The sequence below is a fragment of the Rhabdonatronobacter sediminivivens genome, from assembly GCF_013415485.1.
In the GTDB taxonomy this organism is placed as follows: Bacteria; Pseudomonadota; Alphaproteobacteria; order Rhodobacterales; family Rhodobacteraceae; genus Rhabdonatronobacter; species Rhabdonatronobacter sediminivivens.
In genome coordinates this window covers 1-15,916 of record NZ_JACBXS010000032.1, presented here as the reverse complement: position 1 = coordinate 15,916, position 15,916 = coordinate 1, and the positions used below count along the sequence as shown (strand labels likewise).

The window sequence follows — 15,916 nt, the reverse complement described above, 5'->3', positions numbered from 1 at the left end:
GGGCAATGGCCGGTTGCCATGGCTGGGCCTGGACGCCGCGCCATTGCCTAGCTCATCGCCTGAAACTCGACCCGCCGGTTGTCGGGGCTGCGCGGATCGTCAGGATCATACAGGTAATCCGGCCCGACACCGATCGCCTCCAGACGATCCTCGGCAATGCCACAGTCATTGACAAGGTGCCGCTTCACCTCCTGCGCCCGCATCAGCGAAAGCCGCTGGTTGTATGCGTGGTTGCCAACTGCATCGGTATGCCCAACCACCCGGAAGCCTTCGATATCGCTGTCGCGCATGACATTGCACAGCGTGGCCAGCCGTGGCTTCTGATCTTCGCGCAGCGCCGAGGAATCGAAATCGAAGGCGATGCGGACATTGACCTGTTCGGCCTGATCGAACTGCACATAGTCGCTGGACACTTCAGGCGTTGCGGCAGCATCCGACGGCGCTGAACTGTCGCCGGTCGGCGCCAGGACCAGGCCGCGTGTGCGTTGCGTGCTGAACAGCGCTTCAAGCTCGCTCGCGCTCAGTTCGTCGGCGTCGGTTGCCTGCGCGGGGAGCGGCACCCCCAGGATGAACAGCCCGGCAAGGGCTATCGGGGCAACAAAGACAGTTCCGGCAGACTTCATGGTGCCACCTTTCCTTATGGACCCTGATTCAAACCAGCGGGAAGCCCGGAATGTCCTGCCAGAATACACGGAATAGGCCTTTCTGCCAACTGCAGCGATCAATCCGTCAAATCGGCGTGACAGGATGGCGCGACCAGGGCGCCCCGGTGAAGCCCAGCTGCGTTGTGACTTGATCCGCAGCGAGAATCGCGCGACCCTTTCCCGTGGTGTGTTGCCAGGGACTGGACCCCGTATCGATGCGTCAACTGCCAGTCTATATCCTTGCCGCTGCAATCCTGTTGGCTCCGGGCATCTGGTTTGCACTGCTGTCGCGCGACAGCACCGAGGTCGATGGCGGCGGCGCGGCGGTTGACAGCGGTGCGCGGATCGAGATCGAGATGCTGCGCCAGCAGATACAGATGCTGCATGATCGAATAGACGATATGGAAACGCGGATCGCCCTGCGCCCCGACCCCTCGCAGGAGGAGCTCCTGCCCTATTACGACCGCAGCGATCCCGATGCTGACTGGCCGCGGGACACCGAAAACCAGATCCTCGACAGTTATACGCAGGTCGTGGTGATCCCCTCCAGGCGGTCGCTGAACGAGGGGATGAGCGTTGCCTCGCCACGCTTTCTTGAAGACCTGCTCGGGCGCCCGCGCGAAGATCTGAGCGACACATGTCAGCCGATGACCAACCCCGATCTGCGCGACTTGCTGGTTCTGGATGACGTGGGGCCGATCCGCGTTCACATGCTGGCGCCTGCGGTGGAGTCGCTGGGCCGGGTGTTTTCCGAGATCCGTCGCGCTGACCCGGACCTCTATGATCGGATCGGCACCGCCGGTTCCCTGTGCGTGCGCCAGATCCGAGGCACGATCAACAGGCTGTCGTCACATTCCTTCGGCACCGCTGTCGATCTCAATATCGACGGTCGCCTTGATGCGTTTGGCGCCGGGACAACACAGCTTGGATTGACGATCCTCGCCGATTTCTTTGCCGCCGAAGGCTGGATCTGGGGGGCGGCATTCGGACGTGAGGACAGCATGCATTTCGAAGTCAGCCGCGAAAAGCTGCTGCAGTGGCGCGAGGAGGGGCGGATCTGATGCCGGTGCGGCTGCGGGGCAGCATGCTCCTGGCAAAGGATATCTGTTTCTCAACCCGCATTCTCAATACAACCTGCTCATATTGCGCTTGTGAAGTTCTTGTTTTCAGTGTGGAAGGTTGGGGCGGCAACCTTTTGGCCCGTTTTCCACGGGTTCCCCGGGGGGGGGCGGGCGCCGGGCGGCATGATCGGGCGGCTTTCGACCCGCCTCTGGGGCTGGCGCTCCAAGGCACAAAGCTCCGGTCGAACGGCGGCCTTTTGGTGATCTGCAACCTGAATGACGCATCTGGGCTGTCGCAATTTGCTTCCGGCGCCCCTCGCAGTGCGAAAAGCACCGCCCTCGCCAGAACGGAGAGCCTTACCCTTCAATCAGCCCGCCACGGTCGAGCAGCACATCATCCAAGGCACACGTGCCTTTCGTCGAACCCGGTCGCCGTACACGCGGTTCGCGCAGCAACCCGGTCCGGCTGCACCCGCATCCACCGGCCCGCAAGTTCGGCACGTTCCTGCGCTGTTGCGCACCGCCAGAGGCCATGGCCGCGATGGGGCGGCGATCACCGCCAAAGCCGCGTCGGAACCGGTATGCAATATGTGGGACCGCCCGGCCAGCGAGGGACCTCGACCATCAGGTCGCAGGGTTCCGGATCAGGGGTGCCGTGACGAATGGTTTCCCTACGCCCGGCATAGGCGCTCCCCATGCTCCGGAATGGATCGGTCCGGCAAAAGCGGGACCTGTCCTTCGCCTGCCTTGTGCAGCAGGGCCGTCACTGCGCCCCGGGCAAACGGCGCGAATGAACTTCCCGGTTCCGGCACGCGTTACTGCCTGCGCGGTGCTGTCGACATGAAGAAATAGACCCACTCGCCCTTGAACTCCGGGTCGGCGGCACGCACTGCGGCGATGCGTTCGTGCAGCCAGTCCAGATATGGCCCGGCCGGTTCGCGCACCGGGCGCGGGGCCTCGTGGACAGGCGTGGAGGCGGCGAAGGCCACGGCGATTTCATTGCCGAAGGGCGGCGCCACGGTGATGCTGAAGATCTCGGTGCCGGTGGCATCGACGCCAACTGTCAGGGTCGATTTCGGATCCATCAGCACGGTGTCCAGCATCTCGTTCGGTTGCAGGTGCAGGACCATCCCGTCGGCATCGAAAAAGTCGATGTAGACATGCGCCGGATAATCGGGGGTCGTGACCTCGAATGTCAGCGTGTCACCGTCAAGGTAATGGTATTCCCGGGCGTGGGCATCGGGGCCGACAAGGCGGGGGTCGGTATCCTGCAGGGTCGATTGCGGCAGGCCCAGATCGGCGATGCCGGTCAGCACCTCGCATTGCGGCCGCGGCAGGATCCGCAGGTTGTCGGCGACCGGGATCGCAGCGCCGACCTGCCCGATCAGCGCCTCCAGCACCGGGTCGCGCAGCCCTTCGTCCGGGACATGGCCGCGCAGTTCCAGCGTGCCGGTCTCGGGCAGGAATACGGTCTGCATCCGTGCGCAGGGCACCGAGGCCAGAAGCGCCGAAATCCCGTCGCGCACCGGGTCGTCACCCGCCTGCAGGCGGGCAAGTTCGGCCGGTTGCATGAAGGACTGGATCGCGGCCAGCGAAACCGGGTCGATCTGGTCCCGGTCGGCCCCGGACCAGGCCAGTGCCGCCTGCGCACGTGCACCCGCGGCGCTTGCAGGCGCGGCGGGCTGTGCCAGATCACCCGGCGGACTGCCCAGGACATGCGCGCCCTGCGGCGGCTGTGACGGCAGCAATGGCGCCTCAGGCAAGCCTGCGGGAACCGTCGGAGCCTTGGTGGCGGTGGCGGCGACTGCCTGCGCTGGCGGAGCGGACGCAGGGGCCCTGTCCACCACGGGCGCCAGGCTGGCCAGTGCAAGCGGTTCCGCCCGGGTGGTGGTCAGCGCATCGGCGGGCGGATGTGCGGGCGGGGCGGCCTCGGCCGCGGGCGGGGCCGGGGCAAGCGCTGTTGCCTCGGCCGAGGCGCTGGAAATCTGCTCGGGCACGGCCGAGACTGCTGGCGCCGATGCGGGTCTGGGGGCTGCACCGGCGAGCGCCTGCCCTCCGGGGGCAGTTGCGGAAAGACGTGGACCATCGCTTGAGGCGGCGGGGGCGGGAAGCTGCGGAAGTGGCGCGGCTGTTGCGGCTTCGCCTGTGGTCGGCGCGGCGTCAATGCCTTGCGCCGGGGCGGGGGCGGCCGCTGCGGTGATGGTCTGCGCCGGGGCGGGGGAAAGGACTTCAGGCGCCGCATCGGTGCTGGCGATCCGCTCGGCGCCGGGTGTCGTTGCGGGCGGGGCCGCTTCGGTTGGGGCAGCCACCGGGTGCATCGTGGCCGCGGGTGGGCGCACCGAGGTCAGCGCAGCGCCAGGCGGTGCCTCCGCGGACAATGCCGCGCCAGAGGGCGGCACCACGGTCGCAGCCTGGCCCGGCGGGGGCTGTCCGGCCAACACCGCCGTTGGCGCATCGGTGGCCGACAGCGCAGGGCCGGATGCGGCAAGCGGCGCCGCGCGCGCCACGGGGACGGTCCCCGGTGGCAGGGTCGGCGCCCCTGTCTGTCCTTCGGGCACGGCCGCACCATCGGTCGGTTGCGCAATGGCGGTGACCTGTTCGACCGGCTGTGCGGACAGATCAAAGCGCGCCTCGGGCGGTGGTTGCGGCGGCACCGGAGGCGGCGAAAGCGTCACGGCAAGGCCAGCGGCCACCGCCAGATGCGCCAAGACCGAAGCCGCCGCGGCGCCGGCCCACTGCCCCCGCCCGGCCGTCATGGCGGGTTCGGCGTGACGACCAGCCCGATATCGCGCAGACCGGCGGCCTCCAGCCGGGAGAGCAAGGGCAGAACCAGGCTCAGCGGGGCCGCATGATGCGCATTGACACGCACCGGCAGCGCGGGCTCATCCGCAGCCCGGGCGGCCAGGGTGGCGATGATCGCATCCGCGTCCATTTCGACCCCGTCCAGCGCCTGCCGCCCATCCGGAGCCACCGCGATGATCAACCCGCCCGCGGGCAGGTCCGAGCCGCTCAGACCCAGGGGCGGCAGCACTTCGAATGGGGCCGAGGCGTCCATCCGTCCGATGAGCATGAAAAAGACCAGCAGAAAGAACACCACATCGATCATGGCGATGATCGTTTCCATGGGCGCGCGGGGGGGCGGGCGCTGCAGTCTCATGGCACACCCTCGGTGCGCAGGACGCGCAAGCGGGTCAATCCGGCGTCGTTGACGGCATCCATCAGCGTCACAAGCGCCTGCACATCGGCGCGCGGCGAGGCCAGGACACTGACAGCGGCATCCGGTCCGGCCCGGCGATGCGCGTCAAGCGCCGCCGCCAGCGCGCCCGCATCCAGCGCCTGACCGCGCAGCCACGGACGGCCATCAGGCGCCAGCCGGATCAGCAACATGCCCGCGCCCCCCGGTGCTGCCTGCGCTGGCATCGGGGCCGCGGCATCTTCGCTGCGCTCGGCTGCGGGGATCATGTCAAGGTCCAGATAGGTCGAGGTGACCATGAAGAAGACCAGCATGATCAGCAGCACATCGACCAGCGGCACCAACGAGATCAGGGCTCGCGGCGGTTGGGGAAGTGCCAGACGCATCGGATCAGCCCTGTGGCCCGGTTCCGGCCCGGGCGCGCTCGATCACCAGCAACTGGCCGACCGCGCGTTCGATCGCCTGGGCTGCGGCCTCGATCCGGGCCGAGAAGAGCGCCGCCGCCGCTGCCGCCGGAATCGCGACCAGAAGCCCCGCCGCCGTCGTCAGCAGTGCCCGCCAGATCCCGCCCGCAAGCACCGAGGCATTCGCCGAACCGCCCGCAAGATCAAGCTGCTGAAAGGACTCGATCATCCCCAGAACCGTGCCCAGAAGCCCCAGCAGCGGGCTGATGACAGCCACCAGCTCCAGAATGCGGATATGGCGATTCATCGCTTCGACCTCCTGGTTGCCCAGAAGCTCGGCCTCGGCCTCGACGGCCTGCGCCGGGCGTCCATCCATGAACCGCGCCATGGCCGTGGCGGTCACCCGGTCGGCAGGCGCCGCCCCTGTGCTCAGCGCATTGCGCGCTGCGCTGTGCTGTCCGTCCAGCCATTGCTTCAGCGCCCCGTCACGCAGCGCAGCGCCGGAGCGCACGCCGCGCAGTTGCACCAGCTTCAGCGCGATCAGCGTCAGCGACAGAAGCGAGAGCGCCAGCAGAACCAGAATGACCGGCCCGCCTGCCTGAAGGATGTCGACAATGTCGTTCACGGTTGCGCCTAGTTGACTATCGCCGCATCGGTCCGGCTGACCAGTTCCAGCAGCGGGAAGCAATCCATCTCGGGGGCGTTCTGCGGCTGGCACGAGGGCAGATCGTGCAGCAGGATCTCGGAAATCGCGCTGCAGCGGATTTCGGGGATTTCGAACAGTTTCAAGGTTGTGCGCGCCGTGGGAAGCGGCGCGGCATCGATGGTCAGCAGCCGGTCAATCACCCCGTCCCGGTCCAGGATCGCAAGCGACATCTCGAACCCGGTCAGGGTCAGGCCGGTTTCGTTGCGAAACAGGAAGAAGGCGCGGCAGCCGCTGTCCTCGGTCTCTTCGAACTTGTTGAGTTCGATCCTGAGCTGTCCGGTTTCGGCCTGCGCGGGGATGGCGGGCGCAATGCCAAGGACGGCTGCAATGACTGCCATGGCACGAAATGACATGATATCCTCCACCTTGTCCGGGCAGGGACACAGGTTTGTCCGGAGGGGACACGGGGCATATCGACACCCTGCCCGTCCAGGTCAGTAGGCTGGAACCGGTCGGCGCGAGTCAAGATTTTTCTTCGGCCCTGCCCGGACCGGCCGTCAGCCAAGGCGTCATCCGGTCGGCTGGCCCGGCATCGGCTGCACCATCATTCGGGCTTGATCGGCGGCAGGATTCCAAGCTGGCGCCATATCGGCAGCTGGTATTCCAGAAAATCGGTGGTGCTGCTGCGGACGGCTTCACCCACGCGGCGCGGTTCCGGCGGGGGGGCCGGGGTGTCATCGGTTGCGGCCTGTGCATCCGGCGCCGGTGAAGGCTGCGGCGATTCGCCTGGTGCCCCGGCTTCCGGGAGCTGCTGCACCGCGTCAGGGTCCAGCTTGAGCCGCGCGATGACATGCGCGCTCAAGCCATCGACCTCGGCGGGGATCCCGCTGAACAGCCCGTCAAGGATCAGTGTCTGCAACGCATTGAAGGCAAGAACGGTATGGCCGACCGGCGCGGCAATCGGAAACCGGGTGCTGCGGACCGACCGATACGCCGCCTGCGTCACCACGCGATTGTGGCGCCAGCAGGATTCGACCACCGACCCCGCCACATCGTGCAGGACAGGTAGCGCCAGATCCAGACCGGCCAGCATTCCCAGCAACTCGTTCCCCGTGGTCCGTCGGCCCGCGCCCTGTGCCGCGGCGCACAGCTCGCCGATCGAAGCCGGGCCTTGCTCCAGCCGGTCAAAGACCGGGTCGTAGGTCTGGCGGTTCAGGGTGAACCGCGTGCTCAGTTGCGGCCATTCGGACTGGTCGGGGTCTGGTCGGGCGTTGACCAGGGCAAGGATCACATCGGCCAGCATTGCCTCGCGCGTCTCGGCCAGGATGTTGCGCCGCCCCCGGACGAAGATGTCGCGCCGGAACCGCCGCCCCGTGAAATAATCCTCGAAGGTCTCGCGCAGCGGGCCCGCGGGGACCATCGCCAGCATCTTCTCTGCCTCATCCGACAGGTTGATCCCTGCGAAATTGTCCAGAAGCTGGGCCGAGCCTGCGAACTCCATCTTGGCCGCGCTCAGGTCACGCGCCACATCGATGTGGAAACGCGGCCGCCAGCCGGTATTGAGGAATTCATGCGCCAGATAGCCAAGGTGGCGCTGCTCCAGCTCCGGAGGCATGCCGGTGGGAAACATCCGCTGGCTGTCAAGCGCGTCCAGCCCCTCGGCGCCGACGGCCTTCATCTGCCTGGCGAAATCGATGGCTTCGGTCACGCGCACCCCGCTGGGCCCCTGCCGGGTGGCGCCGTATTCGAACAGCAGCTTCTGCAACGGTGCGACGGTCGTCCAGCCCGGCATGACATTATAGCCGATATAAGCTGCACCTCCCGGTTTCAGGAACCGGTCCAGAAAGGCGACAATCCCGGCCCGCACCTCCTCCGAAACCCAGGTATAGAGCCCATGCAGCGCGATATAGTCGAAACGGGGCAGATCGGTTTCGGCCGCACCGGCAAGGGCGACCACATCGGCCTCGATCAGCGTCAGGTTGTCCAGCCCCGCTTCCCTGCGGAATGCTTCAGCCCGGGCGATGTGCGCGGGCATGAAATCGATGCCCCAGAATTGCGCGTCCGGATTGGCAGCGGCCAAGGCCGAAACGGTGCTGGCCTGCCCGCATCCCAGGTCGCAATAGGTAAAGGGCGCGTTGCTGCCCGGCCGGCGGACGGGTTCTATCCCCGCCATGATGCAGGCCAGATCCAGGTTGCCGGGCCCCTGCCCTTCAAAGACACCGGGCAGATATTCGATGTCAGCGACGTAGCCCCCGGTCCAGTCGCTCATCGCCAATCCCCTTGTGCAAGAATGCCAGCACACGCGGCCTGCGCGCGCGAGATTTCATGAACCATAGCGGGATCGCCGTCGCGCTGGCAAGGCTGAGCCACCAGAACGCGATCGTGACGCGCGGGGGCTTGGCGAATCCGCGGGGTTTGGGTCATGCTGCGTCCCATGCGCGTATCGCCCGAACCCGGAAACCATGCCGCGACGGCCCCGCCCGATGCGATGCCCGATGCGATGCCCGCAGCGGCTGGCACATGCTGGGGCGCGGCACGGCGTCATGCGGCACCTGTGGCGGCACTGTCCCTTGCGCTGGTGCTGCTGGCGCTGCCCCTACGCCCGGCCTGGGCCGAGGTCCGGGTGGCGCTGGTCATCGGAAATGCCGGTTACACCGATGTCCCGGTGCTGGAAAACCCGCTCAACGATGCCCGCGACATCGCGGCGGCGTTCGAAAGCCTGGAGTTCGACGTCCACCTGGGCGAGGACCTCACGCAAGATCAGATGCGGGCGCATTTTGCCGAGTTTCTGGAGGCCGCACATCACGCCGATGTTACGGCGGTCTATTTCGCAGGCCACGGGTTGCAGGCCGGTGCGCGCAACTATCTGGTGCCGACCGATGCCACTTTGACAGACCCTGCGACCTTCATGGACGGGGTGATACCGCTGGATGAATGGCTGGTTGCGCTTGAGGACACACCGGGATTGAAGCTGATCTTCCTGGATGCGTGCCGGGACAACCCGCTGGGCGCCGATGGTGATATGGACGGGCTGGCGCGGGTGGGCAGTGCTGCGGATTTCCTGTTCGCCTTTGCCACCAACCCGGATGACGTTGCCTATGACGGGCTTGGCCGGAACAGTTTTTTCGCCGAAGCGATCCTGAGCCGCATTCACACGCCCGGTCAGGACATATCCGAACTGATGATCGGGGTGCGGCGGGATGTGCTGTCGGCCACGGGCGGGCGCCAGATTCCGTGGGAGAATTCCTCGCTCACCCGACAGTTCCGCTTCCTTCCCGGCGAGGAAAGCGTATCGCCTGAAACCATGCTCTGGCAGGTGGCCTCGCGGGCGCAGGATCCGGTGCTGATGCATCTCTATCTGGAACGGTTCCCGCAGGGCGCCCATATCGCCGATGTGCAGAATTTCCTGCAGATCGGTGACGGCGATGTGGGCAGCAGCGTGATCCGGCGCCTGCCCGGCACTGCGGATATCGAGGCCGAGCGGCTCTGGTCGCTTGCGCAGCGCACGCGCATGCGCCCCCTTGCCGCGCGGTATCTGGACCTCTTTCCCCATGGGGCAAACGCAGATGATGCGCGCCGGATGCTGGAGGCCCTGCCGGCTGCGGCCGATGATGCCCCGGTGCGCCAGTGCGAACGACTGGCGACCCACCCGCGCGATGCCACCGCCAATACCTCCGGGGTCGAATTCACCACCCTTGCGCGCAACGCCCAGGCCGCGGTTGCGGCCTGCCAGGCTGCGGTTGACGCCTTTCCGGGCGTGCCGCATCTGGTTGCCTTGCTGGCCCGCGCCAAGGCCGCAGCAGGGGCGCAGGACGCGGCCATCGCGCTGTACCGGCAGGCTTCGGCGGCGGGCGATCTGCGGGCGATGGTCAGCCTGGGCCTCCTGCATGAGGTCGGTGACGGCGTTCCGCGCGATATCGACGCGGCAATACGGCTTTACGAACAAGCCGCCGAAGCCGGAAGCCCCGATGCCGCGATCAACCTTGCCGTTGCACTGTTCGAGGGGCGCGGCGTCGAACGCAATGTGGCGCGCGCGATCGATCTCTTTGACCAGGCCTCGGCGGCCGGTTCTGCCATCGCAACCTTCAATCTCGGAGTGCTGGAGGATCGCGGCATCGCGCAGACGGGGCAATCGGCGCTGGACCTGTTCCTGCGCGCCGCCCGCGAGGGAGAGCCAAACGGCTACCACGCCGCGGCAACGCTTCTGGACGAAGGCCGCGGTGTTCCACGCGATCCTGCGCGGGCAGCCGGGTTCCTGCTGCGCGCCGTGGCGGCCGACGATGGCCGGGCACTGAACGAACTGACCCGCCCTGAAACCGACTGGACCGTGCCCACAATCCGGGCACTGCAGGAGCAGTTGCGGGCCGCCGGCCATTACACCGGCGCAATTGATGGGGCCACCGGGCCGTCTCTGGACGATCCCCTGCGCGCCTGGCGCAATGGCGGTTTCCTGATGAGCGCGCAGAACTGAGCCGCTCCGCGCCCGGCCGCTGCCGACTGTGGCAAGAATACCCGGATTTCGCCGAATTATCTTGCGATGCGCGCGCGGCGATAGGTTCAAACCCAGCCCTCGTGCTATTTTTTCGTTTACTAACCACTGGCCAGCATTGCGCTGCCTGCGAGTTTCGGCAGCGCCACAGAACCGTGACTTGGACAGAGAGGCGCGAAGCATATGCAGCGCGGCACAGCGCCATTCAACCGAACCGGGCTACCGGCATTGGCACTGGCGCTTTTTCTGTCGCCTCTGGCCGCGGGTGCCCAGACGGCGGCGGATGTCACGCCTCCGACGCTTGCGCCCGATGCGCGTCCGCTGAGCGGCGTGGTGGAGTTTACCGGCGCCCCCGGGCTTGGCGCGCCGGACGGGGCGGACCGGCTGACCGTGACCATCCGGGGCCTCGAGATCGACGGCGGTTTCGCCGCCATGACCGAAGCGCATCGCGCGACCGAGGCGCGCCTGACCGGTAAGGTGATCCCCGTTTCCGAGATCTTCCTTGCCGCGCAGGATCTTGAAGCCGCCTATGCCGAGGCCGGTTTCGTGCTGGCGCGGGTGGTCCTGCCGCAGCAGGAACTGCGCGATGGGGGCACCCTCCGTCTGGTTGTCGTCGACGGTTTTGTCGAAAGCATCGAAGCCGACGCGCTGCCCGATCCGGTGCGCGGGCGCATCGCCCAGGTGACCGCGCCGCTTGAAGGGCAGCGCAGCCTGCGCATGGCCGAGATCGAGCGCGCGCTGCTGATCGCCGGGGACACATTCGGGGTTGCCCTGGATTCGGCGCTGGCTCAGGGGACCGCACCCGGCGCCACCCGCCTGGTTCTGGGCGGCGAATTCCGGCCGGTCACCGCCTTTGCCGGGCTGGACACCAGCCACTCGGGGAGCCTTGGCGGCTATTCCCTCAACACCGGGGTGGAGTTCAACGGCCTGCTGGGCCGGGGTGAGACACTCTATCTGCGCGCCTCGGGCAACCCGTCGCGCGGTGGCGCCTCGGATGGGCTGTTCAGCACAACCCCGCGAATGCGGACCCTGGCTGCAGGTGTCATCGCGCCCGTTGGCACAAGCGGGCTGACCTGGAACCTGGAACTGACCGAAAGCCGCACCACGCCGCGTACGGATGGCGTTCCCACCACCAGCACCTTTGATCGCGCCTCGTTCCGCCTGGCGTATCCGGTCGTGCGCACGCGGGCGCTGAACATCACGGCGCGGGCCAGTTTCGACATGCAGCGCGACCGGCAGGATGTCGTGGCCGCCGATGGCAGCCGCCTCCCCTTGCACCGCGATGAGCTGCGCATCCTGCGGCTGTCGGCCGGGATGATCCAGACCCTGCCTGAAGGCGGGCTTTACGCGTTTGACGCCATTGCGTCGCTTGGGCTCAATGCCTTTGGCGCGCGCAGCGGAACTGCCGCGCTGCCCCTTTCGCGCGACGGCGCGCGGCCCGGATTTGGCAAGCTGGAAGTCTCGGGACAGGTGGTGCGGCCGCTGGGTGAAACCCTGGTGATGTCATTTTCGGGGCGTGCCCAGACCGCATTCGGCCGCCCGCTGGTCGCCAGCGAACAGATCGGCATCGCCAACATGTCCGAACTCTCGGGCCTGGCCTCGGGGTCGGAAAGCGGCGACAGCGGCGTGGTCCTGCGGGGTGAATTGCGCGCTCCGATCCAGACCGAACAGGTACAGGCCACGATGACCCCTTATGCCTTCGCGTCCTCGGGCGTGCTGTGGCTTCACCAGCCCACGGCCCTGGAAGAGCCGCGGCGGCGCCTGTCCAGCTTCGGCGTCGGGATCGAGGTTCTGCCGCAGCTGGACTCGCGCTTCAACAGTGCCAGCGTACGGGCCGAAGTTGCCCGCGGCATCCGCCATGGCGGCGGGCAGAATGACAATCGCTTTTCACTTGTAGGGACGGTACGTTTCTGAATTCAGGGGATATCTGACCATGCGCGCCCCTCTCATTCGTTCACTGCTTCTGGCCACGACAGCGTTGTCGCCACTGGTGGCGCTTGCCGATCCCGCCACGCTGCCAACCGATGGCGCGGTCGGCCATGGGGCGGTCGATATCTCCCTGCCCGGTGCCGGGCATATGGCGGTCAGGCAGGGGTCGCAGGCTGCCATCGTGAATTGGGGCAGCTTTTCGCTTGGCGCGCAGGCACGGGTCGATATCCAGCAGCCCGGCGCCGATGCGATGCTGCTCAACCGCGTGACCGGCAGCACCACCAGCCGGATTGACGGACAGATCAACGCCAATGGTCAGGTGTTTCTGGTCAACCCCAACGGGATCATGATCGGACCCGGCGGCCAAGTCCGTGCCGCCGGGTTCGTTGCCTCGACACTTGACATTGATGACGACGACTTCGTGCAGGGCCGCCTTCGGTTCGAAGGCACCGGCGCCCCGGGCACGGTGCGCAACCACGGGACGGTCGATATCGTTCCGGGGGGCTATGCCGCACTTCTTGGCGGCCGGGTGTCGAACGCCGGGACGATCCGCGTTCCCATGGGGCGCGTCGGCATGGGCGCGGGTGAACGGGCGACCCTGGACTTTTCGGGCGACGGGTTCCTGCAGGTGGCATTGCCCTCTGATATCGACGGCGACGAGGCGCTGGTCAGCAATTCCGGCCGGATCGAGGCAAACGGCGGCCGGGTCGAAATGCTGGCCGCCACCGCGCGCGATGCCGCACGCAATGCCGTGAACCTCTCGGGCGTGGTCGAGGCGCGCAGCGTGTCAGGCCGCAACGGCGCCATCATGCTGGGCGGCGGCGCGGGCGGACAGGTGCAGGTGACGGGGCGCGCCACCACCCGGGCCGCGCCCCGCGCGCAGGCAACCGTGGTCGACAGATCGCCCATCCCACCGAAGCGCCCGACAGGCGGAAGCGTCACCGTCACCGGGGCCGAGATCACTCTGGCCGGCGCCGAGATCGACGCCAGCGGCCCCGGCGGCGGCGGCGATATCCGCATCGGTGGCGATTTCCACGGCGGCGGCGAATTGCCAACGGCGCAGCGCCTGGGAGTTGACGGGACGACACGGATCTTCGCCAACGCAACCGAACTGGGCGACGGCGGCACGGTTGTCCTCTGGTCCGATGACATCACGGTGTTTCGCGGCGAGATCGCGGCCCGGGGGGGCGATCTGGGCGGCGACGGCGGTTTTGTCGAAGTGTCGGGCAAGGCACGGCTGAGCTTTGCCGGGCTGGTGGACCGGCGCGCGCCCATGGGCCGGGCGGGCACCCTGCTGCTTGATCCCTATGACGTTTTCATCACGGGTATTGAACCGACAGACGGCGGAGAATTTGACGGCGGGGCATTTGCCCCCGACGACAGCCCGGCCAACATCTTCGTGGACGACCTGGTCGCGAACCTGGAGATGGGCGATGTCGAGGTCCAGACCGGCACGGCATTCGATGGCGCGCCCGGCGATGGCACAATCACGGTCCTGTCCGAAATCGCCTGGACAAGCGGCGCCGAGCTGCACTTCAGCGCGGTCGGCAATGTGGACCTGCAGCAGGCAATCATCGCCCCCGCAGGCGGCTTTACCGTCGATGCGGGCGGGGAGATCACCACCGGCGTCGAGGGCGCGGTGAATGTGGCGCGCTTCACGCTTTTGGCCGGCGACTGGACCCAGGTCGGACCGGACCTGCCGGACTTCGATGCCGGTGACTTTCAGACAGCATCAGACGATGCGACATTCCTGCGTACCCTGGACGGCGACGGCACGATCGGATCGCCGTGGGTGCTGGGCGATATCTACGGGCTGCAGGGTGTCGGCACCCGCCTTGCCGAAAGTTATGCGCTGGGCAGCGATATCGACGCTTCGGGAACCCAGGACTGGAACGGCCTTGAGGGCTTCGTGCCCATCGGCGGGCGCTTCACCGAAGACAGTTTCGAACCCTTCCCGGGCAGCCTTGACGGGCGCGGCTTTGCCATCAGCGATCTGAGGATCGCGCGGTCGGGTGTGGACGCGCCTGCGGGGCTGTTCGCCGAGAATATCGGCACAATCGAGAACCTGCGCCTGGTTTCGCCCGTGGTGATCGGTGGGACCGGAGCGAACGAACCGACAGGTATACTCGCCGGGATCAATTCGGCGAACGGCACGATACGCGGGATCACTGTCGAAGATGGCCTTGTCGATGGTGATGGCATCGCCATTGGCGGGCTGGTCGGGGTCAATACCGGGCTGATCGAGCAGGCCACAGTCGATGCTGATGTGATCGGCGGAGGCGTTTCCAACGCCCGCGGTGCGGTCGATCTTGGTGGTCTGGCGGGCACCAACACCGGCACCATCCGCCAGGCCCGCGCCGAAGGCACGATCGCCAATACCGGAAATATAGCCCCCGGTATATCCGAACGGTTCGAGGTCGGCGGTCTTGTCGGCGCCAATTTCGGTTTGATAGAACAAAGCCGCGCGAATGTCGACATCACCATCGGAGCGCAACCGGACGGCACCTTTGAAAGCACCGGCCGCGCCGAGACCGGCGGCCTGGTCGGCCGGAACCATACCCCCGGCATCCTGACCGATGTCGCAGCGACGGGCAACGTCCGTTCGATCAGCGACACCGATGCAGCGGTCGGCGGGCTGGTGGGCACCAATGACGGCACCATCGAACGCGCCTATGCCACAGGGCAGGTCCGCGGCGCGGCAACAAGCGCCGGGTTTACCGATATCGGTGGTCTGGTCGGGACCAACCTGGGCACCATCGAACAGGGCCTTGCAACCGGCTCGGTCGCGGCGGATGCAGAATTCGTTCCGGGCGACCCTACCGCCTTTATCGGCGGCCTCGTCGGCCTTGATGAAGACGGGGTAACGAACGCGTTCTGGGACCGCGAGACAACAGGTCAGGAGACAAGCTCGGGCAGCCCGGACACCGACGGCCTCACCACGGCCGAGCTGCAGGACCTCACCGGTTTTCAGGCAATCGCAACTGCGGCGGGCTGGGATTTTGCCGCAAACTGGGCGCCTTCGGAGCCAGGTTTCTATGCGCAGCTCTATGCCATCGACCCGGTCGCCCAGGTGATCCCCGATGATCCCTTCGAGATCATCTATGGCGTGCTTGGGACCGATGCCGTGGAGCGCGAAGTCGCAACCATTGGCGGCCCCGGCGTCTATGTCTTCGGGCCGGAGTTCGGCAATACCGATGACTTCGAAACCCGCGCCAGCTTCGCCCCGCCATCGGATCTGACGGTCGGCCTGCGTGATCTGGCGGTCACGGGGCTGCGCAGTGTGACGGAAGACTCGGACACGGCGCTGGAATACCGCCCTGTCAGCAGTTTTGGAACATTCGACATCCTGCCTGCGCCCCTGACCATCACCGCCGAGGACCAGACCAGGGTCTATGGCGACCTTGCGGAACTCGGAACCACCGCCTTCACGGTGGCTGGGCTGATCACCGACCCCCTCTATGCCGACACGGTCGCCGAGGTCACCCTCGACAGCGACGGCGCCGCGCCGGAGGCGCAGGTCGGCGCCTATGACATCGTGGCCTCGGATGCC

The 15,916-nt window shown here is 66.9% G+C and carries 11 protein-coding genes; 4 read left to right on the top strand and 7 right to left on the bottom strand.

Going from position 1 to position 15,916, the window contains the following annotated elements:
- Positions 1 to 47 precede the first annotated feature (47 nt).
- Positions 48 to 623 (bottom strand): OmpA family protein, encoded by a 576-nt coding sequence (locus tag HUK65_RS13875; RefSeq protein WP_179906869.1) that lies wholly within the window; start codon positions 621 to 623, stop codon positions 48 to 50.
- A gap of 236 nt (positions 624 to 859) precedes the next feature.
- On the opposite strand from HUK65_RS13875, the gene HUK65_RS13870 reads away from it, so the two are divergent.
- Positions 860 to 1,705 carry a M15 family metallopeptidase gene (locus HUK65_RS13870; RefSeq protein ID WP_179906868.1) on the top strand — a complete coding sequence of 282 codons (846 nt, stop codon included), beginning with the start codon at positions 860 to 862 and terminating at the stop codon, positions 1,703 to 1,705.
- 815 nt (positions 1,706 to 2,520) lie between these two features.
- On the opposite strand, the gene HUK65_RS13865 is transcribed toward HUK65_RS13870, so the two are convergent.
- The 6 genes from HUK65_RS13865 to HUK65_RS13840 all read right to left on the bottom strand — a co-directional run bounded on the left by HUK65_RS13865 (position 2,521) and on the right by HUK65_RS13840 (position 8,217).
- Positions 2,521 to 4,461: a DUF4384 domain-containing protein gene (locus HUK65_RS13865; RefSeq protein WP_179906867.1), complete on the bottom strand. Its 1,941-nt coding sequence runs from the start codon at positions 4,459 to 4,461 to the stop codon at positions 2,521 to 2,523.
- Positions 4,458 to 4,862, bottom strand: a complete 405-nt coding sequence (locus HUK65_RS13860; protein ID WP_179906866.1) for an ExbD/TolR family protein — start codon at positions 4,860 to 4,862, stop codon at positions 4,458 to 4,460. The genes HUK65_RS13865 and HUK65_RS13860 overlap by 4 nt, the downstream gene beginning before the upstream one ends.
- Positions 4,859 to 5,284, bottom strand: a complete 426-nt coding sequence (locus tag HUK65_RS13855; protein ID WP_179906865.1) for an ExbD/TolR family protein — start codon at positions 5,282 to 5,284, stop codon at positions 4,859 to 4,861. The genes HUK65_RS13860 and HUK65_RS13855 overlap by 4 nt, the downstream gene beginning before the upstream one ends.
- A gap of 4 nt (positions 5,285 to 5,288) precedes the next feature.
- Positions 5,289 to 5,927, bottom strand: a complete 639-nt coding sequence (locus tag HUK65_RS13850) for a MotA/TolQ/ExbB proton channel family protein (RefSeq protein ID WP_179906864.1) — start codon at positions 5,925 to 5,927, stop codon at positions 5,289 to 5,291.
- An 8-nt stretch (positions 5,928 to 5,935) separates the two neighbouring features.
- Positions 5,936 to 6,361, bottom strand: coding sequence for a hypothetical protein (locus HUK65_RS13845; protein ID WP_235442155.1), 426 nt, complete (start codon positions 6,359 to 6,361; stop codon positions 5,936 to 5,938).
- A gap of 191 nt (positions 6,362 to 6,552) precedes the next feature.
- On the bottom strand, positions 6,553 to 8,217 hold the full coding sequence (locus HUK65_RS13840) for a class I SAM-dependent methyltransferase (RefSeq protein ID WP_179906863.1): 1,665 nt from the start codon (positions 8,215 to 8,217) through the stop codon (positions 6,553 to 6,555).
- 153 nt (positions 8,218 to 8,370) lie between these two features.
- On the opposite strand from HUK65_RS13840, the gene HUK65_RS13835 reads away from it, so the two are divergent.
- The 3 genes from HUK65_RS13835 to HUK65_RS13825 form a co-directional block, all read left to right on the top strand.
- The gene (locus HUK65_RS13835) at positions 8,371 to 10,419 is read left to right on the top strand and encodes a caspase family protein (protein ID WP_235442154.1); all 2,049 of its coding nucleotides are present in this window, start codon (positions 8,371 to 8,373) and stop codon (positions 10,417 to 10,419) included.
- Between the two features lie 201 nt (positions 10,420 to 10,620).
- On the top strand, positions 10,621 to 12,351 hold the full coding sequence (locus HUK65_RS13830) for a ShlB/FhaC/HecB family hemolysin secretion/activation protein (protein WP_179906862.1): 1,731 nt from the start codon (positions 10,621 to 10,623) through the stop codon (positions 12,349 to 12,351).
- Positions 12,352 to 12,370: 19 nt separating this feature from the next.
- Positions 12,371 to 15,916 (top strand): two-partner secretion domain-containing protein (locus HUK65_RS13825; RefSeq protein ID WP_179906861.1); only part of this gene is annotated, 3,546 nt, incomplete at its 3' end.